This window comes from Massilia sp. UYP32, from assembly GCF_050434365.1.
Classification (GTDB): domain Bacteria; phylum Pseudomonadota; class Gammaproteobacteria; order Burkholderiales; family Burkholderiaceae_D; genus Telluria; species Telluria timonae.
The window spans coordinates 66,135-90,408 of sequence record NZ_JBNDIK010000006.1 but is presented as its reverse complement, the minus strand read 5'-3'; the positions used below and the strand labels follow the sequence as shown (position 1 = coordinate 90,408).

Sequence of the window (24,274 nt, the reverse complement as noted above, 5' to 3'; positions counted from 1 at the left end):
ATTACTGGGCCTTCGCCCGCTTCTTGAAGGTCGCGACCCGGTACAGGTACCAGCCGAGCAGGCCGATCAGGATCGCCTTCGACACTGGATCGACATACTGCGCCACCCGTTCGTACTGGCTTTCGAGCATATAGCCGGCGCCGGTCAGGATGCCGGTCCAGACCAGCGAGCCGACGGTCGAATACAGCAGGAACTGCCCCATCGGCATGCCGGCAAGGCCGGCCGGGACCGAGATCAGGGTGCGGATGGCCGGGATCAGGCGTCCGAACAGCACGACCTTGCGCCCATGTTTCTCGAATGAATCCATCGCATGCTCGATGTCGCCGTGGGTGACGGTCATCCAGCGCGCATGCTTGTCGGCGAATTTTTCCAGTCGCTCCTTGCCGTAGACCTTGCCGGCGTAATACCAGGGCAAGGCCCCGGCCACCGAGCCGGCGGTGCCGGCGATCAGCACGCCGATCACGTTCAGGTCGCCGCGCGCCGCCACGAAGCCGGCGAACGGCATGATCAGCTCGGACGGGATTGGCGGGAAGATATTTTCCAGCGCCATCAAGGCGAACACGGCCAGATAGCCGCCGCTCTGCATGAATTCGGTGATGAAATCGAACACGGGGCACTCCCACTGGTTAGGCAGTCTCCACCATATCCGCTTCGATCGTGCGCTTCTGTTCGCTTTCGTACGGATCGACGCCGACGCCCGGCCGGTGCAGGCAGCGCCAGACATGGGGCGACAGGCCGATCACCTCGTGGAAAGTGCGGGTGAAATGCGACTGGTCGCAGAAACCATGGGCGTGGGCGATGGTCGTGAGCGGCGTGTCCGAGCTGACCATCGCCTCGCAGGCCGCCGCCAGCCGGCGCCGGATCACGTACATGCGCGGCGGCACGCCGACGCTGTGCTTGAAGGCGCGCGTGAAATGGCTGACGCTCAGGCCCAGTGTCGCCGCCAGGCTGGCCGTGCGCAGGGTGGCGCCCAGGTTGGCGTCGATGTAGTCGGTGATCCGCCTGACCTGCCAGCGCGGCAGGCCGCCGTGGCAGGGTTTGGCGGCTTGCCCCCCGGCGGCGGGCTGGAAAGAAAGGGCGACGGGGATCGATAGCGCGGTCTGCATGGTGCTCTCCATGGTGGTCGTGTTCGAGACGATCTGGGCAGAATGTTGCCGCCCGCTGGAGATGTTGCACAGACAAGATAGGGCCCCCGCCTACCCCCACTAAAGTGGGGGGGGGCGGGTTCAGGCCGCGCCGGCGTCCGGGAGTACCGCTCAGAAGGTTACCTCGATCAGTTGTGGCGGCAATGCAAGGCGCGTGACGCCGATGAGGTTGCTCGCGCATTGTGGTTGGTCCATGCCGTAGAATTCTTTCCTGACCTTGCCTGCCACGGCAAAGGCAGCGGCGACGTCCAGCACGTACAGCGTTTCCTCGACGACGTCGTCGAGGGTCGCGCCAAATCGGGCCAGCAGGTCGACCGCATTGCGGTAGGTCTGGCGCATCTGTTCTTCCATGCCGCCGAAGTCAGTTGGCCGGCCCTGGGCGTCGAGCGGCGCAGGCGCGACCAGTCGGCCGTCCTTGTCGTGCCCCAGCTGGCCGGACAGGTAGACCACGTCCTTGACCTGCACCGCCTGGCTGTAGCCGTAGATGGATTCCCATGGGACGCCATGATTGGCGGTTTTCTTGCTAAGCGTAGGGTTCTTGCTCATTCTGCGTGCTCCAGGTTCGTTATCGAAGTCGGTGTGCACACCGGGCAGTCCGGCGCCGCAACCGTCATCGATTCTGGCAAACGCAGTGCCCGGCCGTATTGCAGAAATCTGCTGTCGCGGTCAGTCCCGGTCAGATTTCGAGGAACCCGCGCTCGATGCCGATGGTCACCGCATGGGTGCGATTATTGGCGCCCAGCTTGTCCATGATGCTGCGCAGGTGGCCCTTGACCGTGTCTTCGGACAGGTTCAGGGCGGCCCCGATCTGCTTGTTGCCGTTGCCGCGGGCGATCAGCTCCAGCACCTGCAGCTCGCGCACCGTCAGGCTTTCCTGGCCCAGGTGGCGCGCCAGCTCGCCGGCGATCTCGGAGGGGATGTAACGGTGGCCGGCGGCCAGCATGCGGATCGCGTCGGTCAGTTCCTTGCGCAGGGAGCTCTTGAGCAGGTAGCCCTGGGCGCCGCTCTTGATCGCCTGCATGGCGCGGGCGTCGCCGCGGAAGGTGGTCAGGATGGCCAGGCAGGCCTGGGGGAATTCGGCGCGGATCGCGGCGATCGCATCCATGCCGTTCAGGTGCGGCATCTGCAGGTCGATCAGGGTGACGTCGGGCCGCAGCTTGCGGTAAAGCGCGACGGCCTCCAGGCCGTCGGCCGCTTCGCCCGCCACCCGCATGTCGGGCTGGCTGGAGATCACGGCCGCGATCCCCTCGCGCATCAGGGGATGGTCGTCGGCGATCAGGACATCGATGGTGCGCTGTTGACTGTTCACGGTGCTCCTCTTCTTGTTCTTGGCTGGCGACGGGCATCATGCCAGCGCCGCCATGCGGCGTCCAGTCAGGACTGCCCGCCTTCTATCCGGTTCGGCACCAGCCACAGCGCCGCCAGCAGCACGTGGATCACCGCCGCCAGCGGCGGGTGCCACAGCGCCACCACCACCGCCAGCGCATACATGGCCAGCGACAGCCGGTTCTTGGCGTTCTGCCAGGTGTGGGCATGGTCCAGGCCGGCCAGCGCGCCCAGGCGCCACGACAGCAGCATGAACGACACCGAACACAGGAACAGCACCACGCCGTACAGGGCCACCGGCGCCGGCGCGGTCGGATGCTCGGCCACCCAGGCGGTCACGAACGGCATCAGGGACATCCAGAACAGCAGGTGCAGGTTGGCCCACAGCGTGGCCCAGTCGACCCGTTCCACGCGCTCGAACAGCGCGTGGTGGTTGACCCAGTAGATGCCGACGTAGACGAAACTGAGCGCATAGCGCAGCCAGCCCGGCACCACGGCCAGCACGTCGCTGGCCGCGGTGCCGTGCGGAGGCGTCAGCTCCAGCACCATGATGGTCAGGATGATGGCGATCACCCCGTCGCTGAACGCCTCCAGGCGGGTCTTGGTCATGCCGTTGCCCGAGCGCCGTCCAGGCCGGGCCGCAGCAGGTGCAGGCACAGGATCGCCACCGGCACGATCAAGGCCACGAAGCCGGCCGCCAGGAACAGGAAAGCGCCCGCCGCGCAGCCGATCGCGAAGCCGAACAGCGGCCAGAAGAACTTGCTGCAGCGCGCCGTGGTGGCGGCGTCGCCGGCGCCGCGCAGCTGGTCGACGGTATCGATCACCAGCTGGGTCACGTTACCGGTCATCATCGAGGTCGGCGCCAGGTGGGCCAGCAGCAGCTTGCTGGCCGCGCTGTGGGCGCCCATCGCCGCGGTGCCGAGCAGGCCGGCCGCCATGGCCAGCGCCGACATGTCGCGCGCCACCGGCTCGGACAGCATGCCGCAGGCCATGAAGCCGATCAACAGGACCAGCTGCAGCAGGTACGAGGGCCGGTGCGCATCGACGCCACGCCGCTCGCACGACGCCACCAGCAGGCGCGCCGCGGCGATGCCGAGGATGAAGGCCGGGAAGGCCAGGATCTTCAGCAGCGACGGAATGTTCGCCGGATCGGCCAGCGAAGCGCCGAGCAGCACGAAGTTGCCGGTGACGTGGGCCGTGAACAGGCCGAACAGGCCGATGAAGCCCAGGGTGTCGACATAGCCGCCGAGGAAGCCCATATTGAAACCCTGCAGGCGCGATGGAACTGGAGTAGCGGCCATCATCAGAACGCGAAGCAGCTGCAACCCAGCGCGCCCCAGAAGCCGCTGAAATCGGATACCGGCATGTTCGAACGCCGCGCCGTGTCATGACTGTGGGCATGCACGCCGCATGGACCGCTGCACTGGTGCGGCAGCGCCTTCTGCTGCGCCTGCGGCTCGACCTTCCTCCAATGGCCCGGCACCTTGCTCACCGGCGACCACTCGGGCAACACCGGAATCGGCGGCGGTCCGAGGCTGGTGAATTCGGCGGCGCCGTACACGATACGGCCGCCGACCACGGTCAGCACCGATTCGATCGCCTTGATCTCTTCGGCGTCGATGCTGAAGAAGTCCCGCGACAGCACGGCCAGGTCGGCCAGCATGCCTTCGCGGATGCGCCCCTTGCGCTCCTGCTCGCTGGAGAACCAGGCGCTGCCCGCGGTCCACAGTTCCAGCGCGACCTGGCGCGGCAGGTGGCCGGCGCTGCCGTACAGCGGCAGGCCGCCGACGGTGCGTCCGGTCACCAGCCAGTACAGCGAGGTCCACGGGTTGTAGCTGGCCACGCGGGTGGCGTCGGTGCCGGCGCCGACCGGCACGCCGGTTTCCAGCATCTTCTTCACCGGCGGCGTCGCCTTGGCGGCGTCGGCGCCGTAACGGTCGACGAAATACTCGCCCTGGAACGCCATGCGGTGCTGGATCGCGATGCCGCCGCCGAGCGCGGCGACGCGGTCGATATTGCGCTGGGTGATGGTCTCGCAGTGGTCGAACATCCAGTGCAGGCCGTCGAACGGGATGTCGCGGTTGACCTTCTCGAACACGTCGAGCATGCGCGAGATCGATTCGTCATAGGTGGCATGCAGGCGGAACGGCCAGCGCTGGGCCACCAGGTGGCGCACCACGCGTTCCAGCTCGTCTTCCATGCCGGGATCGAGGTCGGGCCGCGGCTCCAGGAAATCCTCGAAGTCGGCCGCCGAGAACACCAGCATCTCGCCGGCGCCGTTGTGGCGGTAGTAGTCGCTGCCCTGCCCCGGCGTCACCATGCCGGTCCAGCGCTGGAAGTCTTCCAGTTCCTGGCCCTTGTTCTGGGTGAACAGGTTGTAGGCGATGCGGATGGTGAGCTGGCCGGCCTTGTCGAGTTCCTCGATGACGGCGTAGTCTTCGGGGTAGTTCTGGAAGCCGCCGCCGGCGTCGATCGCGCTGGTCAGGCCCAGGCGGTTCAGTTCGCGCATGAACTGACGGGTCGAGTTCAGCTGCAGGTCATAGGGTAGCTTGGGGCCCTTGGCCAGGGTGGCGTACAGGATCATCGCATTCGGACGCGCGATCAACATGCCGGTCGGGTTGCCGGCGCCATCGCGCACGATTTCGCCGCCCGGGGGATTCGGCGTGTCTTTCGTATAGCCGACCGCGCGCAGGGCCGCGCGATTGAGCAAGGCGCGATCGTACAGGTGCAGGATGAACACCGGCGCATCCGGCGCGGCGGCGTTGATTTCGTCGAGAGTCGGCATGCGGCGCTCGGCGAACTGGAATTCGTTCCAGCCGCCCACCACCCTTACCCATTGCGGATGCGGCGTGCGGTCGGCCTGTTCCTTCAGCATGCGCAGGGCGTCAGCCAGCGACGGCACGCCTTCCCAGCGCAGTTCGAGGTTGTAGTTGAGCCCCCCGCGGATCAGGTGCAGGTGCGAGTCGTTCAGGCCGGGCACCACGGTGCGGCCATTGAGGTCGATCACCTGGCTGCCGTCGCGGCGGTGGCGCATCACGTAGTCGGTGTCGCCCACGGCCAGGAAGCGGCCGTCCTGGATGGCGACCGCGCTGGCCTGGGGCTGTTCGCGGTCGATCGTGTTGAAGCAACCGTTGATCAGGATGAGCGGCGGGGTCGATTGCCCGCCCGCGCTGGACTGTGCTTGGTTCATGCGTGTACTCCAAATGTCGCCGGGCGCGACGCGTCCGGCGGGTTTGCGGCAACCGCCGCGCGCTTTGGAGGGCGTGCGGCGGCGAGGACTTCTATGCTTGCGGGCCGATCAACGGGCCGATCAACGGGCCGGGACGGGCGCCAGCACCTCGTGCGTGCCCTGGGCGCGCGCCGGCGCCTTGTGCACCATGGTGTAGGCGTAGTCGACGCCCATGCCGTAGGCGCCGGAGTGCTCGGTGACGATCTTCATCACCGCGTTGTAGGTGTCGCGGTGGGCCCAGTCGCGCTGCCACTCGAGCAGCACCTGCTGCCAGGTCACCGGCACCACGCCGGCCTGCACCATGCGCAGCATGGCCATGTCGTGGGCTTCCTTGCTGGTGCCGCCCGAGGCGTCCGACACCATGTAGATCTCGTACTCGCCTTCGAGCATCGCGCACAGGGCGAAGGTGGTGTTGCACACTTCGGTCCACAGGCCGGCCACGATGACCTTCTTGCGGCCGCTGGCCTCGAGCGCGTCGCGCACCTTCTGGTCGTCCCACGAATTCATCGAGGTGCGCTCCAGGATCTGGTGGCCCGGGAACACGTCCAGCAGCTCGGGATAGGTGTTGCCGGAGAACGATTCGGTTTCGACGGTGGTGATCGTGGTCGGGATGTCGAACACCTTGGCCGCCTTGGCCAGGCCGACGACGTTGTTCTTCAGGGTCTGGCGGTCGATCGACTGCACGCCGAACGCCATCTGCGGCTGATGGTCGATGATGATCAGCTGCGAATTCTGCGGGGTCAGGACTTCGAGTTTTGGACTGCTCATGATGTTCTCCTTGTTGGTGATGAAACTTGACGGATCAGCCCTGGCGCCGGCCGTCATCGACGCCAGGCTCCGGCGCCTTGGCGGCGACGCCGGTGATCTTGGGCTTGCATTCGCTGGCGAACCAGCTGGCGGTGACCGGCGCGCCGTCCATCAGGCGCTTGGCCACCGGGACGATCTGTTCGCCGATCAGCATGCCCAGCAGGCCGACCAGCGCGATGGCGGGCGGCGCCGGCGAGCGTACGTTGATCAGGCCGTACAACAGGCCGGCCAGGATGCCGGCGCCCAGTGAAATCAGATACATGTTCAGCTCCTAGTCGCGGGTGACGCCGCACCGGCGCCCATTCATTCCAGTATCGTTAGACCATCGCCGCGGCGATAGAATCAGATTGCTATTTTCAGCAGCCGGGGGCTTGGTGCGGAGCGGGCCTTGGCGCTACCATGGCGCCATCACGCACCATGGGACAGACAATTGCTCAAGCTCAGCCTCGACGCCCTCCAGATCATCGAAACCATCGCCCGCCGCGGTTCCTTCGCCGGGGCCGCGAAAGAACTGTTTCGCGTGCCATCGACCATCTCCTACACCGTTTCCAAGCTCGAGGACGACCTGGGCGTGCGCCTGTTCGACCGCTTCGGCCCCAAGGTGACGCTCACCCCCGCCGGCCAGGAACTGCTCAAGGAGGGCCGCTACCTGCTGCGCGCCGCCGGCGACCTCGAATCGCGGGTGCGGCGCGTGGCCTCGGGCTGGGAGACCGAGATCGCCCTGGGCATGGATTCGGTGTTATCGAGCGGCGCCCTGCAGCCGGACATCGAAGCCTTCTATGGCGTGGCCGACCAGACCCGGCTGCGCATCGTGCGCGAGTCGCTGTCGGGCACCTGGGACGCGCTGCTCGACCGCCGCGTCGACCTGCTGGTGGGCGCCGCCGGCGAGGGCCCGTCGGGCGGCGGCTATACCGCCGAACCGCTCGGCACCAGCGCCTTCGTGTTCACCGTCGCCCCGCACCATCCGCTGGCGCGGCTCGCGCATCCGCTCGACAAGACCGACCTGCTGCCCTACCGGGCGATCTCGGTCTCGGACTCGGCGCGCGTGCTCGGCGCGCGCACCGTCGGCCTGCTGTTCGGGCAGGAGACGCTGGCGGTGCCCGATATGCGCACCAAGTACGAGTTCCAGGTCCAGGGCCTCGGCTTCGGCTTCCTGCCCGAGGCATGGGCGCGACCGGCCATCGACCAGGGATTGCTGGTCGAAAAACAGGTGGTGGAACCGAAGGCCGACGAGACCTTCTATCTCGCCTGGCGCAGCGGCGAGGATGGCGCCGCGCTCAAGTGGTGGATCGAGCGCATGCGGACCGGCGCGACGTTCGCCCGCATGCTGCCCGATCCCTGCGCGGGGCCCGCAGGGGCTTAGTTTGCCGCTTGAACGGCGTCGGTGTGGATGTGGATCGTGCCGGACAGGGTCTTGTGGACCGGGCACTTGTTGGCGATGTCGAGCAGGCGCGCGCGTTCGTCCGCGCTCAGCTGGCCGACGAATTCGATATGGCGGCGCAGCTCGTAGGCGCCGTCCTGCTGGCCATGGTCGATGGCGACCCGCACGTCGTCGAGCTGCATGCCCTTGCGTTTGGCATACATCGTCACGGTCAGCGCGGTGCAGGCGGCCAGGGAGGCGGCCAGGAGATCGTGCGGCTCGGGACCGCTGGCGTCGCCGCCGAAGGCTTCGGGAGCGTCGGCGATTAGCTCGTGCTTGCCGATCCGGATCCTGTATTGAAGCTTGTCGTTGCCGCGGGTGGTCGTCACTTGCATGGTTATCTCCTGTTATCGTGGTGTTCCCGGCGCCGCCCCGCTGGCGGGGCGGCGTATGACGCGGCTGCTTATTGCGGCAGGTCGAACAATAATACTTCGGCGCCGGCGGCCTGGGCCAGGGTCACGGCCTCTTCACCGGTCACCTTCAGCGCGTCGCCGCCTTCCAGGGCGATGCCATTGACCGTCACCTGGCCGCGCACCACGTGGACATAGGCCTGGCGGCCGGCGCCCAGGGCATGCTCCACTTTATCGTCGCCATCGAGGATGGTCGCATACAGGGCGGCATCCTGGCGGATCGAGACCGAGCCTTCGCGGCCGTCGGGCGATCCGATCAGGCGCAGCTTGCCGGTCTTGTCGGCGGTGTCGAAGTGCTTCTCTTCGTAGCGCGGCTCGGCGCCGCCCACGTTCGGCATGATCCAGATCTGCAGGAAGTGCACGCCCTCGGTCTTCGAGTGGTTGTACTCGCTGTGCACCACGCCCGAGCCCGCGCTCATGATCTGCACGTCGCCGTAGCGCAGCACCGAGCCGTTGCCCATGCTGTCCTTGTGTTCCAGCGCGCCGTCGAGCACATAGGAGATGATCTCCATGTCGCGGTGGCCGTGCGAATCGAAACCGCGGCCGGGCTGCACCTTGTCCTCGTTGATGACGCGCAGCGGACCGAAGCCCATGTGCTTGGGATCGTGGTAGTGGCCGAAGGAGAAGGTGTGCTTCGAGTCCAGCCAGCCAAAGCTTGCGCCGCCGCGTTCATTGCTTTTACGTACGTTCAACATGGTGTCATCCTTTCGTGGTGGTGATCATCGATCCACTCGATCGCCAGGGCGGGGAATCCGCCGGCCGATACGTCTTGTGTTCGATGCGATGGAGTCATTATGCTCGCGCCACGAGGACTTGAAAAACGGATAATTTCACAGCCTTTCATCGAAATTTTCGAACATAGTTAAGAGACCCGGTGGGCGGCCACCACACCGCCACCCACCGGGCGCCGGGCGCCGGCCGGTTAGAACTTCAGGCTGGCGCGCGCATGGTAACAGCCGCCATTTATGCCAATGGGAAAGAACGCCAGGTACCTTGGCCGCGAGCAGGTCGCCGAATGCCAGCGGGTCGGACGGTGTGCCCGCGCCCGGCACCAGGCGGGCGCCCGGACTGGTTGCGTAGCCGCGCCCGCTGCGGCCTTTGCAGGCCAGGTCGCACGCGCGGAGGGCGCCTTCGCGCGCCAGTTAGTCGAGCAGCATCTGGTCCTCGCTGCTCAGCCGAACGTCGAGCTGGCGCGACTGGACCGAGTTGGCCAGCAATTCGGCGACGTGGCCGCGCATGTCGGGCTTGATCTGCGCCTCGCGCAGACGCCGCGAACAGCGCCCGTCATTTCTGCGCCAGGATCCATTTGGCCAGCGTCTTTGCCTCGGCATCGCTGACCTGCGGGTTGGCCGGCATCGGAATCGGGCCCCAGGTGCCGCTGCTGCCTTTCTGGATCTTCAGCGCCAGGCGCGCTTCGGCGCCGGCATCCTTCGCGTACTTGGCGGCGACGTCCTTGTACGAAGGGCCGACGAGCTTGCTCGCGACGGTGTGGCAGGCCATGCAGGCCTTGGCCTTGGCCAGGTCGGCGCTGGCGTGGGCCGAAGGGATGGCGGCGGCGGCGGCAAGGCTCGCGGCCAGGATCATGGTCTTCTTCATGTGTACTCCTCGATGGGCTGTAATGACAATGGGGCGCTGTGGCCGGGGACCGACAGCCTCGTCCCTGGCGCACCCGGCATGATAGCCGACAACAGGTCTTCATTGCGACCACCGGCAGAGATAGCCCTATCTGACTCCCTCATCCATCCGGCATGGCTAAAAATAAGAATGGGAATGATTCGTATTTGTGTTTAGAATGTTGCCGGCCTGACCTCTTTACATATCTTTACACCTGTAAATACACGCTCTTAACTACAACTACGGATAAATGATGCCTACCCCAACCCTTCACGCCCCGCTGCTGCGCCGTTCGCTCCTGAGCCTCGCCATCGGCGCCCTGCCCTTCGCCGCCCATGCCAATGCGGTCCCGGCCGACATGGCGACCGTCGTCGTCTCGGCCTCGGGCTTCGAGCAGACCATCCGCGAAGCGCCGGCCTCGATCACCGTGCTGACCCGCGAACAGCTCGAGCAGGAACGCTTCGGCAACCTGGCCCAGGCCCTGGAGAGCGTGGAAGGCATCGACGTCGCCGCCGCCGGCGACAAGACCGGCGGCTTGAACATCAGCGTGCGCGGCATGCCGAGCGACTACACCCTGATCCTGATCGACGGCCGGCGCCAGAACGCGGCCGGCAACGTGACCCCGAACGGTTTCGGCGGCACCTCGACCAGCTTCATGCCGCCGGTCAGCGCGATCGAACGCATCGAGATCATCCGCGGTCCGATGTCGACCCTGTACGGCTCGGATGCGATGGGCGGCGTCATCAATATCATCACGCGCAAGGTCGGCAAGCAGTGGGGCGGCACGGTGTCGGCCGACTACACCCTGCAGGAGGAATCCAGGTTCGGCGACGTCAAGGGCGCCAAGTTCTACCTCAACGGTCCGATCGCCAGCGACGTGCTGGGCCTGGCGCTGCGCGGCAGCGTTCTACGCCGCGACGAAGCGACGCTCAGCTACGACAACCAGAACGGCGAAGTGAACCTGAACATGGGTTCCAACCCGGTCAAGGCCGAGGTCGACAACGTCGGCGCGCGGCTGGCGTTCACGCCCAACCGTTACCACGAATTCACCCTGGACGCCGACCGCACCCGCCAGACCTACGACAATTCGCGCGGCCAGGTCGGCACCCAGAGCGTGCAAGGCGGCTACGGCCCCGAACAGAAGTACAACCGCGACCAGGCGACCCTGGCCTACAAGGCGCGCCTGCCGTTCGGCACCTGGGACAGCAGCTATATGGTCAACCAGACCGAAACCATCGGCCGCACCATCCCGCCCGGCACCCCGGGCATGGTGGCGGGCAGCGCGCGCACGCTGGAAGTCGAAAGCAAGGTGTTCGACACCAAGCTGATGGTCCCATGGGGAAATCACCTGACCACCATCGGCGCCCAGCACTGGGATGCCGAGATGATCGACGGCGTCGCGCCCGAAGCATTCGCTTTCACCCAAAAGGCGCTGTTCCTCGAAGACGAATGGCGCTTCCATGAGCGCTTGGCCCTGACCCTCGGCGCGCGCTACGACGACCACAGCATCTTCGGCGGCCAGACCAGCCCGCGCGCCTACCTGGTGTGGACGGCGTCGCCGCGCTGGACCGTCAAGGGCGGCATCAGCAAGGGTTACAAGACGCCGCGCGTCGAGCAGCTCTCGCCCGGCATCAACGGCTTCGGCGGCCAGGGCACGATTCCCCTGGTCGGCAGCCCGAACCTGAAACCCGAGACCAGCGTGACCACCGAACTCGGCGCCTATTTCGACAATGGCGCCGGATGGACCGCCAACGCGACCGTGTTCAACAACGAGTTCGAGGACAAGATCACCAGCGGCACCGGCCTGCTGAACTGTTCCTACCGCCTGGCGCCCAACCGCCCGGGTTGCGTCAGCTTCGGCAACTGGCCGAACGTCGACGCCTTCGGCCAGTCGATCAACGTCGACGAGGCGGTGACGCGCGGGCTGGAACTGGCCACCCGCTTCCCCATCGCCGCCGGCTGGGCCGCGAGCGCGAACTATACCTATACCGAGAGCGAGCAGAAAAGCGGCGCCAGCGCCGGCAAGCCGCTATCCGACACGCCCGAGCACGCGTTCAATGCGCGCCTGACCTGGGACATCACGCAGCAATGGAACACATGGCTGCGCGCCGAGTACCGCAGCGAGCGCTATCGCGACCCGGGCACCTCGGCCGCCACCCGCGCTGCCAAGGCGACGCTGGGCGACTACAAGGCCTACGGCATGCTGCACCTGGGCACCGCCTACCAGCTCAGCCCGGCCATCTCGATCAATGCCGCGATCTACAACCTGCTCGCCAAGGACTTCGTCGACTACCGTCCTTACCAGTCGTCGCCGACCGCGGCGCCGACCTATAGCAGCGTGTATGTCAACAATATGGATGGCCGGCGCCTGTGGGTGTCGATGAACGTCGACTTCTGACGCACACCGGTCAGCGCTTCTTCTTGCCCGGCTTCGGGCAGGGGAAGCGCCGGCGCAGCTCGGCCAGCACCAGCGGCGCCGCGTTCTCTTTGAGTTCGGCCGGTTTGCGCGTCGCCTTCAGGCGGCGCACCACGGCCAGGTTCAGTTCGTCGGGCAGCACGGGCCGCGCCAGGCACCATTCGCGGCCGTGGGCGCCGTCCTTGATGCCATTGAGGTAGGCCTCGACCTTCTCGCGGTTGATATAGTCGAGCTGGGTCTTCGGTTCCTTGAGCCGGTGCTCGACCACTTCCTGGCCGCTCATCGCATTGAATGGGTAGACGTAGGGAATCGATGCCTGCGCCCACAGCGGAAAGCAGGCCGCGATCCCGATCCAGGCGCACGCTGTCATTGCCGCTCCTGACAAACATTCGGCCTTCCATCGTGCTGCGCCGCTCCCTGCCGCCGCTTGCGGACCCTCAATCGTGCGCCAGCCGCAGGTCCGGGTCGGCCTCGAACACCTCGGCCAGCCAGTCGGCGAAGGCGCGCAGACGCGGATTGGCGATACGCCCCTGCGGATACAGCAGCGACACCGGCATCGGCGTCGGAGGCACGCCCGGCAACACCTCGACCAGCCGGCCCGCATGCGCGCGCAACTGGTAACGCGCCAGCTGGGTCAGCCCCAGGCCCTGCAAGGCGAGAATCAGGTTGGCGTCGGCGTCGTTGATGGCGATTCCCCCTTTCACGGCGACCTTGCGCAGCCCATCCGCTTCCTGGAATTCCCACTCGAAGGCGCGCCCGGTGCGGCCCGAGAAGTGAACGATGCCCTCGTGCCCCGCCAGCTCGTCGAGCGAGGCCGGCACGCCGCGCCGCGCCAGGTAGTCGGGCGTGGCCGCGACGGCGAAGCGCATCAGGCCGATGCGGCGCGCCACCAGGCTGGAATCCTGCAGCTCGCCCACCCGCAGCGCGCAGTCGATGCCTTCGCCGGTCAGGTCGACCAGGCGGTCGCCCATGCCGATGGAGAGGTCGATGCCGGGCCAGGCGCGGCGGAACTCGGCGATGCGCGGCAGCACGATGGCGCGGCCCAGTGCGCCCGGCAGGTCGATCCGCAGCCGTCCCTGCATGCGGCGCCCGTCGACGCCCAGGAAATCGGCTTCCGCCGTCTCGATCGCGGCCAGGATCGCGGCGCATTGTTCATAGTAGCGCTCACCGTCCTGCGTGAGCGACAGCCGGCGCGTGGTGCGCTGCAGGAGCTGGGCGCCAAGGTGACGCTCGAGGTTCTGCATGGTCGCCGTCAGCGAGGCGCGCGGCAGGTTGAGCGATTCGGCGGCCTTCGTGAAGCTGTTCGCCTCGACGATCCGCACGAAGGTCCGCATCGCCTTCACCTTGTCCATGATTGTTCAGATTATATGAATTGTATGTGGGCATTATGCACTAATTATCTTTGCCTCATGCCTGCCTAGAATGGAACTGTTCGACTACCCTATCGAGGAGCAAGCCATGACAATCAACACCGAAGCACGGATATCGAGCGACATGACGCTGCTGCTGGCCGCCGCCGCCGGCATCATCGTCGCCAACCTGTATTACGCCCAGCCGCTGGTCGGCCCGATCGGGGCCGCCCTCGGCATGCCTCCGGGCGCCGCCGGCCTGATCGTCACCCTCACCCAGATCGGCTACTGCCTCGGCCTGCTGTTCATCGTGCCCCTGGGCGACCTGCTCGAAAACCGGCGCCTGATCGTGAGCGGCCTGGTCGCCACCGGCGCCGCGCTGGCGCTGGCCGCGAACGCCGGCACGGCCTGGCAGTTCCTGCTGGCGGCGCTGGCGATCGGGCTGGGCGCCGTGGTGGCCCAGGTGCTGGTGCCGTTCGCGGCCCATCTGGCGCCGGAGGCGACGCGCGGCCAGACCGTCGGCAAGGTGGTCAGCGGCCTGCTGCTGGGGATCATGGTGGCGCGGCCGGTGGCCAGCGTGCTGGCCGGCTTCGGCGGCTGGCAGGCCGTGTTCGGCATCGCCGCGGCGCTGGTGCTGCTGCTGGCCGTGGTGCTGCACCTCAAGCTGCCGCAGCGCCGGCCGGCCGCCACCCAGCGCTATGGCGCCCTGATCGCCTCGCTGTGGCCGGTGCTGGCCAACACCCCGGTCCTGCGGCGCCGCGCGCTGTACCATGCCGGCCTGTTCGGCGCCTTCAGCCTGTTCTGGACCGTGGCCCCGCAAGCCTTGTCCGGCCCGGACTTCGGCCTGAGCCAGAACGGGATCGCGCTGTTCGCCCTGGTCGGCATGGCCGGCGCGGTGGCCTCGCCGATCGCCGGCCGCCTGGCCGATGCCGGCCATACCCTGGGCGCGACCGCGATCGCGCTGGCGGTCGGCGCGCTGAGCTTCCTGCTACCGTTGTTCGCTCCCCATTCGAAGCCGCTGGCGCTCGGCCTGCTGGCCGTGGCCGCCATCGTGCTCGACGCCGCGGTCGCCGCCAACCTGGTGCTGGGCCAGCGCGCGCTGTTCGCCCTCGGCGCCGAGATCCGCAGCCGCCTGAACGGCCTGTACTTCGCCCTGTTCTTCGCCGGCGGCGCGCTCGGTTCGGCGCTCGGCGGCTGGGTCTATGCCCAGTATGGCTGGCATGCGGCGCTGGTGACCGGCATGCTGCTGCCGGCGCTGGCCCTGCCGGCCTGGCTGTGGGAAGCGGCCGAGCACACGGCCAGCCGCCAGCAAGCCTGAAGCGCGCCTGCGTGTCGCAGCCGGATGTGATTTAATCAAGCATCGCACCGACACCAGGAACACGCATGCAAGCCAATGACACCACCCCGCCGGCCGCGCCGGCGGAACTCGACGAAGCCACCCTCGAATGGGTGCGCAAGGTATTCCAGCACGCCCGCGCCGGCGAAGCCGAACCGCTCGGCGCCCTGCTGGCCCAGGGCCTGCCGCCCAATCTGCGCAACGAACGCGGCGACAGCCTCCTGATGCTGGCCTGCTACCACGGCCACCACGACGCCGCGCGCGTGCTGCTGGAGCACGGCGCCGATCCGCAACTCATGAACGACGCTTCCCAGACCCCGCTGCATGGCGCCGCCTTCAAGGGCGACCTGGCGGTGACGAAGCTGCTGCTGGACCACGGCGCCATCGCCGACCATGCGGGACCGTCCGGCAAGACCGCGCTGATGTTCGCCGCGATGTTCAACCGGGTCGAGATCGCCCGCCTGCTGATGGAGCGCGGCGCCGACCCGTCACGGCGCGATGCCGACGGCGTCAGCGCCTTCGACGCGGCGCAGCGCATGGGCGCGGCCGACACCGCGGCGCTGCTGGCGCCGACAGCCTGAGTCAGCGCCCTGGCCGCCGGCGCAGGGTGAGCCAGGCCGCGGCCAGGCCCAGGCCGGCGAGCAGCACGCTGGACGGCTCGGGCACTTCGCCCTCGAGCGGCTCGCCCACCAGCAGGCCGGTGGAGCCCGAGCAGGCCGGTCTTTCGTAGGCGCAGCCGAACGGCTCGTCGCTGTGCGCGTTCAGCACCGTGAACAGGCTGCCCGTGCTGCCCAGCGTGAAGTGCGAATTGCCGTCGGTGGCGAAGATCTCGCCGCTGAGCACGCCGCCAGGCAGGAAGGTCACGTCCAGCCTGATCTTGTCATAGTAGTGCTGCGGCAGCTGGCGGTAGCCGTAGTCGATGTAGTTGTGCCGGTACTCGCCCGAGAACGGCTCTTCGTACCAGTAGCGCAGCGACAGCAGGCTGTCCTGGGGATCCAGGCACGGCCCGTCCAGGTCGCACATATTGGTGAAATCGAGGTAGAGGCTGCCCTGCGCGACCGCCGCATCGGAAAACACCAGCTCCAGGTTGAGGCCAGGCGGCATCGACTCGGATGCCTCGACCTGCTGCCAGGAATAGGTCACGGTGGCCTGCGCCGGCTGGGCCAGCAGTGCGGCCGCGAACAACAACGGGGTGATACGCCACATCGACATGCTCCTCATGGTTACTCACTATGGATGAGCAAGAACCGGGCCTGTGACCTTCGCCTCAGCAACTCCTTGATTTGACGAAAGATTTTTCGCCGATTGTCAATACGTAGGCGGCGAGTGTTAAATATCTCGACAGCTCATCCGTTCGGACCAGGTCCAGACAGTGGCTGCCGGCGAGGCCCTCCCGCCTTCAGCCGGCGGGCGTGTACTTGCGCACCGCCACCGGGCGCTCGACCAGCGCCGGCAGGTCGGCCACCAGGGCCGCCATGTGCGCGCTGGCGTCGTGCAGCGCCACCGCCTCGGCATCGCGCCAGTATTCCACCATGATGAACTCACGCGGGTCTTCGGTCGAGCGCTGCAGCTCGTACAGGATGCAGCCGGCTTCCTTGCGGGTTTCCATCGTCATCGCGTGCATGCGCGCCGCGAGCGCGGCTTCCTGGCCCGCCCTGGCGTACAGGGTGGCGATGATCGTCACTTGCTGGTTCATATTCTTCCTTCGTGTCGGAGGCGCCATGGCTTGGGAGTGCCTGGCGCCGCCACGCAGTATAGGATGAACCGCGCGCATCTGCCGGCCGGCCCGCGATTTCCACTCCGGCATCAGCATCCCCTATAATCGTAGCCGCCCCGGCCCCGCCCGCGGGCGAGCTTCCACCACTACTTAGGATTCCGATGAAAGCCCTGCCTCTTGCCGTATTGCTCCTTGCCTCCGGTTCCGCGCTCGCCAACGACGCCGCGCTCCTGAAATGCCGCGCCGTGAGCGACGTCGCGGCGCGCGTGGCCTGCTATGACGCGATTCCCCTTGGCGCGGCCAGTCCCGCGGCAGGCGCGCAGGCGGCTGGCGCGCCAGTGGCGGCGGCCCGCGCCGAGCAAAACTTCGGCATGGAAGCGGTGAAACAGCGCGAGGAGCAGCCCCAGTCGGTGCAGAGCACCATCGTGGGCAGCTTCGAAGGCTGGGGCCCGGGTTCCCGGATCCGCCTGGCCAACGGCCAGGTGTGGCGCGTCATCGACGGCAGCGACGCGGTCCTGGCGCCGCGCACCGACGTCAAGGTCAGCATGGAACGCAATCTGTTCGGCACCATCTTCATGCGCGTGGACGGCACCAACGCCTCGGCCAAGGTGCGCCGCGTCGAATGATCCAGTGAGTCAGGCCAGCGGGCGCGCCATGTAGAGCGCTCCCGCCGGATACGTGAGCAGGCCCGCATCGCCGGTGGCCCGCGCCGCGAAGCCGAAGCAGCTCCAGAAGCGCGTGCTGTCCTGCACCGAGACCAGCGCGGCATGGGACAACGCCAGATCGCGGCCGAGGTCCAGCAAGCGCTCCACCAGCGCCCGCGCCAGCCCGCGTCCGAGCGCGCGCGCATCGACCGCCAGGTCGTGCAGGTACAGCGTGTCGGCGTCCGGGGCGATCTCGAACGCCGCCCCCAGGTCGGTGACCCGCCCCAGGCGCGACGGGTAGGCGAACAGGTAGCCGCACACGCCGTCGGCGTCGCATGCGACCAGGCAGGTGGCGGCCGCCGCATCGAGCCGCGCCTGCACCACGGCCGCCGCTTCCTGCATCGCCGGCGGATAGCAGGCCGCCTGCACGCGCAGCACGGCATCGAGATCGGCGAACAGCATCGGACGGATATGCGTTGGCGTCGGCATCGGAACTCTGGAAAAAAGCGCGCATGGTAGCACGCCTGACATGCACGCTTGACGACATCGGCCACATCCATCATTCTATACATTCTGACAACATCGCCTTGCCGGCGCTGCCGACCCGGCGGCGCCGGAAACCAGAGCTGCCGCCGTCCCACCTGGCCGGTGTCGCGTGACGGACGGGCACTTCGCATCCAGCCCCTAACCGACAGGAATCACCCATGAGCAGCATCGCCCCGGCGCCCGCCGGCCGCATCGAATACATCCTCAACGCCAGCTGCCCGGCCGGCACCGGCATCGTCGCCGCCGTGGCGACCTTCCTCGCCGAGCGCGACTGCTATATCTGCGCGCTGGAACAGTTCGACGACGATTCGACCGCGCGTTTCTTCATGCGCGCCGTGTTTCGCCAGCAAGAAAACTCCCCACCGATCGACCGCATCCGCAGCGAGTTCGCCGACCTGGTCGCCGGCCGCCTCGAGATGCAGTGGAAGATGTTCGACCCGCTCGATCCGGTGCGCACCGTGATCATGGTCTCCAAGACCGACCACTGCCTGGACGACCTGCTGTACCGCCGCCGTAACGGCGAACTGAACATGCAGATCACGGCGGTGGTGTCGAACCACCTCGACCTGCGCCCGATGGTCGAACGCGAAGGCATCCGCTTCGTGTTCCTGCCGGTCACCAAGGACAACAAGACGCAGCAAGAGGCGCGCCTGTTCGAGATTTTCGAGGAGACCGGCTCTGAACTCGTGATCCTGGCGCGCTATATGCAGATCCTGTCGGACGAGCTGGCGCGGCGCCTGGCCGGCAAGTGCATCAATATCCACCACTCCTTCCTGCCCGGCTTCAAGGGCGCCAAACCCTACCAGCAAGCCTTCGACCGCGGGGTCAAGCTGATCGGCGCGACGGCCCATTACGCCACGCCCGATCTCGACGAGGGCCCGATCATCGAGCAGGTGCTGACCAGGGTCGACCACAACTACCGGGTCGACCAGCTGACCCGCGTCGGCCGCGACAACGAGTGCCTGGCGCTGGCGGCGGCGGTCAAATTCCACATCGAACGCCGCGTCTTTGTCGACGGCAACAAAACAGTGGTATTCCGCGGTCCCTGAGCAAAATAACAAGTTACCTCAAGAATAGGTGCGTCACCTAACTGTGACGCACCCGGCTGCACGGGTAAGGTCATGGCTTCTCATAGAGGGGAATGACCATGGAACTTCACCAGCAGTATCCGGTCCGCCTGCGTATCAACGGGCAGGACCGCGAATTCAACGTCGAGTCCTGGGTGACCTTGCTTGACCTGTTGCGCGAGCGCGCAGGCATGACCGGCACCAAGAAGGGCTGCGACCAGGGACAATGCGGCGCATGCACGGTGCTGGTGGACGGCAAGCGCATCAATTCCTGCCTGACCCTGGCGGTCATGCAGGACGGTAAAGAGATCACCACGGTCGAAGGCCTGGCCAACGGCGAAGACCTGCACCCGATCCAGCAAGCCTTCATCGACTGCGACGCCTTCCAGTGCGGCTACTGCACCCCTGGGCAGCTGTGTTCGGCCGTGGGCCTGATGAACGAGGACCAGGCCAGGTCGCGCGATGACGTGCGCGAACTCATGAGCGGCAATATCTGCCGTTGCGGCGCCTATCCGCAGATCGCGGACGCCGTGGTCCAGGTGATGGACCTGCGCAAGAAAGATAGCGGCGACAAGCCCGCCTTCACGACCGGGGCGGTGCTCGCATGAATCCATTCACCTTCACCCAATCGAAGGACCTCGACGGCGTGCTGGCGGCCTTGAGCGCCGGCGAAGCGCGCCCGATCGCGGGCGGCACCAACCTGCTCGACCTGATGAAGGAAGGCGTGATGCGCCCTTCGCAACTGGTCGACATCAATGGCCTCGGCCTGGACAAGGTGGAGATCGGCGACGACGGCGGTCTGCTGCTGGGCGCCCTCGCCCGCAACGCCGACACCGCCTACGACCCGCTGGTGCGCAAGCGCTTCCCGCTGCTGTCGAGCGCGATCCTGGCCGGCGCCTCGCCCCAGCTGCGCAATATGGCGAGCAATGGCGGCAACCTGATGCAGCGCACCCGCTGCGTCTACTTCTATGACGTCGGCACCGCCTGCAACAAGCGCGAGCCCGGCACCGGCTGCCCGGCCAGGGATGGCGTCAACCGCCAGCATGCGATCCTGGGCACCAGCGAAGCCTGCATCGCGACCCACCCGTCCGATATGTGCGTGGCCCTGCGCGCGTTGGATGCGACCGTGCACGTCCAGTCCAGCAGCGGCAAGCGGCAAATCCCCTTCGCCGAGTTCCACCGCCTGCCGGAAGACCGTCCCGAGATCGACAACACCCTGCAGCCGGGCGAACTGATCACCCACATCACCGTCCCGCAGGCCGACCGCTTCATCGCCCACAGCGCCTACATCAAGGTGCGCGACCGCCTGTCCTACGCGTTCGCGCTGGTGTCGGTGGCGGCCGCCCTCGACCTCGATGACGACGGCACGATCAAGGCTGCGCGCATCGCGCTCGGCGGCGTCGCCCACAAGCCGTGGCGGATCGAAGCGGCAGAAGCGCAACTGGTGGGCAAGGCGGCCGGCGAGGAAGCCTTCGCCGCCGTCGCCGACACCATTCTGCAGGGCGCGCGCAGCTTCGGCCAGAACGACTTCAAGCCGGCGCTGGCGAAGAACGCCATCGTCCAGGCCTTGACCAGCGCCGCCCGCGGCACCGATATCGCCAGCGGCAGCGACCGCCATCCAGAAGGAGACCGAGCATGACCGACCTGATTCCAGAACTGCGAGCGCCGAGCGCGCCGGCCGGCACCGGCCGCGTCAAGAGCGGCATGGCCGTCTCGCGCGTCGACGGCCGCGCCAAGGTCACCGGCCAGGCCCAGTACGCGGCCGAGGTGTTCGCGCCCGACCTGTGCTATGGCGTCGTCGTCAGCAGCACCGTCGCCAAGGGCCGCATCACCCGCATCGACACCGTCGACGCCCTCACCGCGCATGGCGTGATTTCCGTCATGACCCACGAGAACCGCCCCAAGATGCGCTCCCTCGACATCGCCTGGAAGGACATGACCGCTCCCGCCGGCTCGCCCTTCCGGCCCCTGTTCTCGGACCAGATCTTCTACAGCGGCCAGCCGGTGGCCCTGGTGATCGCCGACACCTTCGAGGCGGCGCGCCACGCGGCCCAGCTGGTGCGGGTGCACTACGACGTCGAGGAGCACGAGACCAACCACCTGGAACGCCTGGGCGAAGCCTATGAGCCGAAGAAGATGAAGGCCGGCTTCACGCCGCCGAGCAGCACCGGCGACGGCGAAAAGGCGTTCGCGAATGCCCCGGTCAAGGTCGACTCGCAGTACTACAACGGGGTCGAGCACCACAATCCGATGGAGATGTTCGCCTCCACCGTGATCTATGGCGAGGATGGCCACCTGACCATTTACGACAAGACCCAGAGTTCGCAGAACAGCCGCTGGTACGTCTCGCACGGCTTCGGCATCTCGAAGGACAAGGTGACGGTGCGCAATCCCTACGTGGGCGGCGCTTTCGGTTCCGGCCTGCGTCCGCAGTACCAGCTGCCGCTGGCCGTGATGGGCGCGCTGCAGCTGAAACGCTCGGTGCGCGTGGTGCTCACGCGCCAGCAGATGTTCAGCTTCGGCCACCGTCCCGAGACCTGGCACCGCATCCGCCTGGGCGCCGACCGTGACGGCACGCTCAAGGCGATCTGGCACGAGGCGATCCAGGAAACCTCGCGCCTCGAGGACTACGTGGAAGTGATCGTCAACTGGTCCGGCCAGCTGTACGCCTGTCCCGACATCAAGCTCGGCTACCAGGTGGTCGCGCATGATCGATTCACGCCACTCGACATGCGCGCGCCCGGCGCCGCCCACGGCGTGCACGCACTCGAAGTGGCGATGGACGAGCTGGCGTACGAACTCAAGATGGACCCGCTGGCCCTGCGCCTGAAGAACTACACCGACGTCGCCCCGATCGAGGACAAGCCGTTCTCGACCAAGGAGCTGCGCGAATGCTACCGCCAGGGCGCCGAGCGCTTCGGCTGGGACCAGCGTCCGCTCGAGCCGCGCTCGATGCGGGACGGCGACGAGCTGGTCGGCTGGGGCATGGCGACCGGGATCTGGGATTCGCTGGTGATGGTGGCGCGCGTCTCCGCCGTGCTGCATGCCGATGGCCGCCTGGTGGTGAGCAGCGCCGCGAGCGACATCGGCACCGGCACCTATACCGCGATGTCGATCGTCGCCGCCGAACAGCTTGGCCTGCCGCTCGAGCAGGTGACCTTCCAGCTGGGCGATTCGACCTTGCCGATGGCGCCGATCGAAGGCGGCTCGTCGCACATGGCCACGGTCGGCTCGGGCGTGCATGGCGCTTGCGAGAAGCTCAAGAAGCAGCTGCTCAAGATGGCGGCGGCGATGCAGGATTCGCCGCTGGCCAAGGCGCGCATGCGCGACGTCGAGTTCGGCGACGGCGCAGTGTTCTTGAAGAAGGATCCGGCGCAGCGGGTCGAACTCTCCGCCGTGCTGCGCGACGCCAACCTCGACCGCCTGGAGGAGAAATTCTTCATGACGCCGCAGATGCTCAAGCAGCGCAAGTACACGCGCGCGGTGCACTCGGCCGTGTTCTGCGAGGTGCGCGTCAACGAGAAGCTGGGCATGGTGCGCGTGACCCGCGTGGTGAGCGCGGTCGCGGCCGGGCGCATCATCAGCGCCAAGACGGCGGCCAGCCAGATCAGCGGCGCGGTGGTGTGGGGCATCAGCCAGGCCCTGCATGAAGAAACCCATACCGATGACAGGTACGGGCGCTTCATGAACCACAACTACGCCGAATACCACGTGGCGGTGAACGCCGACATCCACGACATCGACGTGATCTTCGTGGAAGAGGACGACCGCATCGTGAGCAAGCAGCTCGGCGCCAAGGGCGTGGGCGAGATCGGGATCGTGGGCGTGGCGGCGGCGGTGTCGAACGCCATCTTCCACGCGACCGGCAAGCGCCTGCGCACCACGCCGATGACCCCGGCCAAGCTGCTGATGGGAGATCGCGAACTGCCGGTGCAGGCGCCGGTGTAACCCGAGTCTCTCGACGGCATCGAAGCGCCGACGGCCACCGCCGTCGGCGTTATCATTTTCGAATTTTCGCCTTCGGCTGTACAGCTTTTACTGAACCTCGTCACACCCATGCGACATACGTATTTCCACGTAGTTGCATATCAATATGTTTACTGGTACAACCCTAGCTGCGTAAGACAACGCTAGAGCGCAGCGACGCACCGCAAAGGTGCGCACTGCCATCCCATACCAAGAACGAGATAACGAGGACGACAAACATGAAGCTCAAGATGCTGTGCGCTGTCGCGTGCCTGGCCGCTTTCGGCAGCGGCCTGGCCCAGGCCCAGAACTACCCCAACAAGACCATCACCATGATCGTGCCGTTCGCGGCCGGCGGCCCGACCGATACGGTCGCGCGCCTGGTGGCGCAGTCGATGGGCACCACCCTCAAGCAGCAGATCATCATCGAGAACGTCGGCGGCGCCGGCGGCACCATCGGCGCGGCGCGCGCGGCCAAGGCCGCTCCCGACGGCTACACCCTGTTCCTGCACCACATCGGCCAGTCGACCGCCCCTGCCCTGTACCGCAAGCTGCCGTACGACGCGATCACCAGCTTCGAGCCGATCGGCCTGATTACCGACGTGCCGATGACCGTCGTCGCGCGCGGCAACTTCCCGGCCAAGGACATGAAGGAGCTGATCACCTACGTCAAGGCCAACAAGGACAAGGTGACCTACGCCCACGCCGGCCTGGGTTCGGCCTCGCACCTGTGCGGCATGCTGCTGCAGACCGCGATGGGCGTCGAGCTGACCACCGTGCCCTACAAGGGCACCGGCCCGGCGATGAACGACCTGCTGGGCGGCCAGGTGGACTTCATGTGCGACCAGACCACCAACACCACCAGCCAGATCAAGAGCGGCAAGATCAAGGCCTATGGCGTGACCACCAAGACCGTCGTGCCGTCGCTGCCCAACCTGCCGACCCTGGCGTCCGGCGCCCTGCCGAACTTCGAAGTCGGCGTCTGGCACGGCCTGTACGCGCCGAAGGGCACGCCGAAGCCGGTCGTCGATGCGCTGGCGAACGCCCTGCGCGCCTCGCTGCGCGATCCGAACGTGATCAAGCGCTTCAGCGACCTGGGCACCGAACCGGTGCCGACCAACCAGGCGACGCCGGAAGCGCTGCGCACCCACCTCAAGCAGCAGATCGACCTGTGGGGTCCGATCATCAAGAAAGCCGGCGCTTTCGCCGACTGAGCATGAGCATCTGATATCACGCACTGTGCCGGTTCCACCGGGACGGTGCGTTTTGTTGTAGCTGTCGT

At 66.9% G+C, this 24,274-nt stretch carries 27 protein-coding genes; 10 read left to right on the top strand and 17 right to left on the bottom strand.

Annotation, left to right across the window (positions count from 1 at the left end; all coding sequences use genetic code 11):
- Position 1: 1 nt before the first annotated feature.
- From ABIB42_RS06375 to ABIB42_RS06335, 9 genes are all read right to left on the bottom strand, one after another.
- Positions 2-610: a DedA family protein gene (locus tag ABIB42_RS06375; RefSeq protein ID WP_005670687.1), complete on the bottom strand. Its 609-nt coding sequence runs from the start codon at positions 608-610 to the stop codon at positions 2-4.
- 16 nt (positions 611-626) lie between these two features.
- Positions 627-1,106 carry a helix-turn-helix domain-containing protein gene (locus ABIB42_RS06370; RefSeq protein ID WP_005670685.1) on the bottom strand — a complete coding sequence of 160 codons (480 nt, stop codon included), beginning with the start codon at positions 1,104-1,106 and terminating at the stop codon, positions 627-629.
- A gap of 150 nt (positions 1,107-1,256) precedes the next feature.
- Entirely contained in the window at positions 1,257-1,691 is a 435-nt protein-coding gene (locus ABIB42_RS06365) for a Rid family hydrolase (RefSeq protein WP_273028765.1), read from the bottom strand.
- A gap of 130 nt (positions 1,692-1,821) precedes the next feature.
- Positions 1,822-2,454, bottom strand: coding sequence for a response regulator transcription factor (locus tag ABIB42_RS06360; protein ID WP_005670682.1), 633 nt, complete (start codon positions 2,452-2,454; stop codon positions 1,822-1,824).
- A gap of 65 nt (positions 2,455-2,519) precedes the next feature.
- Positions 2,520-3,080 carry a TMEM175 family protein gene (locus tag ABIB42_RS06355; RefSeq protein WP_273028766.1) on the bottom strand — a complete coding sequence of 187 codons (561 nt, stop codon included), beginning with the start codon at positions 3,078-3,080 and terminating at the stop codon, positions 2,520-2,522.
- Positions 3,077-3,772, bottom strand: a complete 696-nt coding sequence (locus ABIB42_RS06350) for a YoaK family protein (protein ID WP_370659622.1) — start codon at positions 3,770-3,772, stop codon at positions 3,077-3,079. Before ABIB42_RS06350 ends, ABIB42_RS06355 begins: the two co-directional genes overlap by 4 nt.
- Before the next feature lie 2 nt (positions 3,773-3,774).
- Positions 3,775-5,661, bottom strand: coding sequence for an amidohydrolase (locus ABIB42_RS06345; RefSeq protein WP_429248085.1), 1,887 nt, complete (start codon positions 5,659-5,661; stop codon positions 3,775-3,777).
- Positions 5,662-5,781: 120 nt separating this feature from the next.
- Positions 5,782-6,468: a hydrolase gene (locus ABIB42_RS06340; protein WP_005670671.1), complete on the bottom strand. Its 687-nt coding sequence runs from the start codon at positions 6,466-6,468 to the stop codon at positions 5,782-5,784.
- 34 nt (positions 6,469-6,502) lie between these two features.
- On the bottom strand, positions 6,503-6,769 hold the full coding sequence (locus ABIB42_RS06335) for a XapX domain-containing protein (RefSeq protein WP_005670669.1): 267 nt from the start codon (positions 6,767-6,769) through the stop codon (positions 6,503-6,505).
- Positions 6,770-6,937: 168 nt separating this feature from the next.
- Here ABIB42_RS06335 and ABIB42_RS06330 point away from each other — a divergent pair, with 168 nt between their 5' ends.
- Complete coding sequence (locus ABIB42_RS06330; protein ID WP_005670667.1) at positions 6,938-7,870, top strand: LysR substrate-binding domain-containing protein; 933 nt, start codon at positions 6,938-6,940, stop codon at positions 7,868-7,870.
- Here ABIB42_RS06330 and ABIB42_RS06325 read toward each other — a convergent pair.
- The 3 genes from ABIB42_RS06325 to ABIB42_RS06315 all read right to left on the bottom strand — a co-directional run bounded on the left by ABIB42_RS06325 (position 7,867) and on the right by ABIB42_RS06315 (position 9,933).
- Positions 7,867-8,262 carry an OsmC family protein gene (locus ABIB42_RS06325; RefSeq protein WP_005670666.1) on the bottom strand — a complete coding sequence of 132 codons (396 nt, stop codon included), beginning with the start codon at positions 8,260-8,262 and terminating at the stop codon, positions 7,867-7,869. The genes ABIB42_RS06330 and ABIB42_RS06325 overlap by 4 nt on opposite strands.
- Before the next feature lie 68 nt (positions 8,263-8,330).
- Positions 8,331-9,032 (bottom strand): pirin family protein, encoded by a 702-nt coding sequence (locus ABIB42_RS06320; protein ID WP_429248084.1) that lies wholly within the window; start codon positions 9,030-9,032, stop codon positions 8,331-8,333.
- 589 nt (positions 9,033-9,621) lie between these two features.
- Positions 9,622-9,933 carry a c-type cytochrome gene (locus tag ABIB42_RS06315; protein WP_005670663.1) on the bottom strand — a complete coding sequence of 104 codons (312 nt, stop codon included), beginning with the start codon at positions 9,931-9,933 and terminating at the stop codon, positions 9,622-9,624.
- A gap of 271 nt (positions 9,934-10,204) precedes the next feature.
- On the opposite strand from ABIB42_RS06315, the gene ABIB42_RS06310 reads away from it, so the two are divergent.
- Positions 10,205-12,349, top strand: coding sequence for a TonB-dependent receptor domain-containing protein (locus tag ABIB42_RS06310; RefSeq protein WP_429248083.1), 2,145 nt, complete (start codon positions 10,205-10,207; stop codon positions 12,347-12,349).
- A gap of 10 nt (positions 12,350-12,359) precedes the next feature.
- Here ABIB42_RS06310 and ABIB42_RS06305 read toward each other — a convergent pair whose 3' ends face one another.
- The gene (locus tag ABIB42_RS06305; RefSeq protein ID WP_429248082.1) at positions 12,360-12,737 is read right to left on the bottom strand and encodes a Rap1a/Tai family immunity protein; all 378 of its coding nucleotides are present in this window, start codon (positions 12,735-12,737) and stop codon (positions 12,360-12,362) included.
- Positions 12,738-12,804: 67 nt separating this feature from the next.
- Entirely contained in the window at positions 12,805-13,719 is a 915-nt protein-coding gene (locus ABIB42_RS06300) for a LysR family transcriptional regulator (RefSeq protein ID WP_429248081.1), read from the bottom strand.
- A 106-nt stretch (positions 13,720-13,825) separates the two neighbouring features.
- Between ABIB42_RS06300 and ABIB42_RS06295 the strand changes: the two genes are divergently transcribed.
- Entirely contained in the window at positions 13,826-15,034 is a 1,209-nt protein-coding gene (locus ABIB42_RS06295) for an MFS transporter (protein ID WP_429248080.1), read from the top strand.
- A gap of 65 nt (positions 15,035-15,099) precedes the next feature.
- A complete protein-coding gene (locus ABIB42_RS06290) occupies positions 15,100-15,633 on the top strand; it encodes an ankyrin repeat domain-containing protein (protein WP_184236022.1) in 534 nt (177 codons plus the stop codon).
- A 1-nt stretch (position 15,634) separates the two neighbouring features.
- Here ABIB42_RS06290 and ABIB42_RS06285 read toward each other — a convergent pair whose 3' ends face one another.
- Together ABIB42_RS06285 and ABIB42_RS06280 are read right to left on the bottom strand one after the other, a co-directional pair.
- Positions 15,635-16,258, bottom strand: coding sequence for a PEP-CTERM sorting domain-containing protein (locus tag ABIB42_RS06285; RefSeq protein WP_429248079.1), 624 nt, complete (start codon positions 16,256-16,258; stop codon positions 15,635-15,637).
- Positions 16,259-16,451: 193 nt separating this feature from the next.
- Complete coding sequence (locus ABIB42_RS06280; protein WP_005670652.1) at positions 16,452-16,748, bottom strand: putative quinol monooxygenase; 297 nt, start codon at positions 16,746-16,748, stop codon at positions 16,452-16,454.
- 182 nt (positions 16,749-16,930) lie between these two features.
- On the opposite strand from ABIB42_RS06280, the gene ABIB42_RS06275 reads away from it, so the two are divergent.
- Positions 16,931-17,395 (top strand): hypothetical protein, encoded by a 465-nt coding sequence (locus ABIB42_RS06275; protein ID WP_312485027.1) that lies wholly within the window; start codon positions 16,931-16,933, stop codon positions 17,393-17,395.
- A 9-nt stretch (positions 17,396-17,404) separates the two neighbouring features.
- Here ABIB42_RS06275 and ABIB42_RS06270 read toward each other — a convergent pair whose 3' ends face one another.
- Entirely contained in the window at positions 17,405-17,902 is a 498-nt protein-coding gene (locus ABIB42_RS06270; RefSeq protein ID WP_429248078.1) for a GNAT family N-acetyltransferase, read from the bottom strand.
- Between the two features lie 215 nt (positions 17,903-18,117).
- On the opposite strand from ABIB42_RS06270, the gene purU reads away from it, so the two are divergent.
- From purU to ABIB42_RS06245, 5 genes are all read left to right on the top strand, one after another.
- Complete coding sequence (purU, locus tag ABIB42_RS06265) at positions 18,118-19,008, top strand: formyltetrahydrofolate deformylase (protein WP_005670647.1); 891 nt, start codon at positions 18,118-18,120, stop codon at positions 19,006-19,008.
- A 98-nt stretch (positions 19,009-19,106) separates the two neighbouring features.
- Positions 19,107-19,634: a (2Fe-2S)-binding protein gene (locus tag ABIB42_RS06260; protein WP_005670645.1), complete on the top strand. Its 528-nt coding sequence runs from the start codon at positions 19,107-19,109 to the stop codon at positions 19,632-19,634.
- Positions 19,631-20,665 (top strand): FAD binding domain-containing protein, encoded by a 1,035-nt coding sequence (locus ABIB42_RS06255; protein WP_429248077.1) that lies wholly within the window; start codon positions 19,631-19,633, stop codon positions 20,663-20,665. The genes ABIB42_RS06260 and ABIB42_RS06255 overlap by 4 nt, the downstream gene beginning before the upstream one ends.
- Positions 20,662-22,974, top strand: coding sequence for a xanthine dehydrogenase family protein molybdopterin-binding subunit (locus ABIB42_RS06250; protein ID WP_273028776.1), 2,313 nt, complete (start codon positions 20,662-20,664; stop codon positions 22,972-22,974). The genes ABIB42_RS06255 and ABIB42_RS06250 overlap by 4 nt, the downstream gene beginning before the upstream one ends.
- A 257-nt stretch (positions 22,975-23,231) precedes the next feature.
- Positions 23,232-24,206 (top strand): tripartite tricarboxylate transporter substrate binding protein BugD, encoded by a 975-nt coding sequence (locus tag ABIB42_RS06245; RefSeq protein WP_005670638.1) that lies wholly within the window; start codon positions 23,232-23,234, stop codon positions 24,204-24,206.
- Positions 24,207-24,274: the final 68 nt, after the last annotated feature.

Coding starts and splice junctions, on each gene's coding strand:
- purU (WP_005670647.1), top strand. CDS start 18,118: ATGAGCAGCATCGCCCCGGCGCCCGCCGGCCGCATCGAATACATCCTC.
- ABIB42_RS06335 (WP_005670669.1), bottom strand. CDS start 6,769: ATGTATCTGATTTCACTGGGCGCCGGCATCCTGGCCGGCCTGTTGTAC.
- ABIB42_RS06270 (WP_429248078.1), bottom strand. CDS start 17,902: ATGCCGACGCCAACGCATATCCGTCCGATGCTGTTCGCCGATCTCGAT.
- ABIB42_RS06290 (WP_184236022.1), top strand. CDS start 15,100: ATGCAAGCCAATGACACCACCCCGCCGGCCGCGCCGGCGGAACTCGAC.
- ABIB42_RS06275 (WP_312485027.1), top strand. CDS start 16,931: ATGAAAGCCCTGCCTCTTGCCGTATTGCTCCTTGCCTCCGGTTCCGCG.
- ABIB42_RS06365 (WP_273028765.1), bottom strand. CDS start 1,691: ATGAGCAAGAACCCTACGCTTAGCAAGAAAACCGCCAATCATGGCGTC.
- ABIB42_RS06280 (WP_005670652.1), bottom strand. CDS start 16,748: ATGAACCAGCAAGTGACGATCATCGCCACCCTGTACGCCAGGGCGGGC.
- ABIB42_RS06260 (WP_005670645.1), top strand. CDS start 19,107: ATGGAACTTCACCAGCAGTATCCGGTCCGCCTGCGTATCAACGGGCAG.
- ABIB42_RS06355 (WP_273028766.1), bottom strand. CDS start 3,080: ATGACCAAGACCCGCCTGGAGGCGTTCAGCGACGGGGTGATCGCCATC.
- ABIB42_RS06340 (WP_005670671.1), bottom strand. CDS start 6,468: ATGAGCAGTCCAAAACTCGAAGTCCTGACCCCGCAGAATTCGCAGCTG.
- ABIB42_RS06345 (WP_429248085.1), bottom strand. CDS start 5,661: ATGAACCAAGCACAGTCCAGCGCGGGCGGGCAATCGACCCCGCCGCTC.
- ABIB42_RS06370 (WP_005670685.1), bottom strand. CDS start 1,106: ATGCAGACCGCGCTATCGATCCCCGTCGCCCTTTCTTTCCAGCCCGCC.
- ABIB42_RS06245 (WP_005670638.1), top strand. CDS start 23,232: ATGAAGCTCAAGATGCTGTGCGCTGTCGCGTGCCTGGCCGCTTTCGGC.
- ABIB42_RS06320 (WP_429248084.1), bottom strand. CDS start 9,032: ATGTTGAACGTACGTAAAAGCAATGAACGCGGCGGCGCAAGCTTTGGC.
- ABIB42_RS06285 (WP_429248079.1), bottom strand. CDS start 16,258: ATGTGGCGTATCACCCCGTTGTTGTTCGCGGCCGCACTGCTGGCCCAG.
- ABIB42_RS06295 (WP_429248080.1), top strand. CDS start 13,826: ATGACAATCAACACCGAAGCACGGATATCGAGCGACATGACGCTGCTG.
- ABIB42_RS06325 (WP_005670666.1), bottom strand. CDS start 8,262: ATGCAAGTGACGACCACCCGCGGCAACGACAAGCTTCAATACAGGATC.
- ABIB42_RS06300 (WP_429248081.1), bottom strand. CDS start 13,719: ATGGACAAGGTGAAGGCGATGCGGACCTTCGTGCGGATCGTCGAGGCG.
- ABIB42_RS06350 (WP_370659622.1), bottom strand. CDS start 3,772: ATGGCCGCTACTCCAGTTCCATCGCGCCTGCAGGGTTTCAATATGGGC.
- ABIB42_RS06310 (WP_429248083.1), top strand. CDS start 10,205: ATGCCTACCCCAACCCTTCACGCCCCGCTGCTGCGCCGTTCGCTCCTG.
- ABIB42_RS06250 (WP_273028776.1), top strand. CDS start 20,662: ATGACCGACCTGATTCCAGAACTGCGAGCGCCGAGCGCGCCGGCCGGC.
- ABIB42_RS06255 (WP_429248077.1), top strand. CDS start 19,631: ATGAATCCATTCACCTTCACCCAATCGAAGGACCTCGACGGCGTGCTG.
- ABIB42_RS06315 (WP_005670663.1), bottom strand. CDS start 9,933: ATGAAGAAGACCATGATCCTGGCCGCGAGCCTTGCCGCCGCCGCCGCC.
- ABIB42_RS06305 (WP_429248082.1), bottom strand. CDS start 12,737: ATGACAGCGTGCGCCTGGATCGGGATCGCGGCCTGCTTTCCGCTGTGG.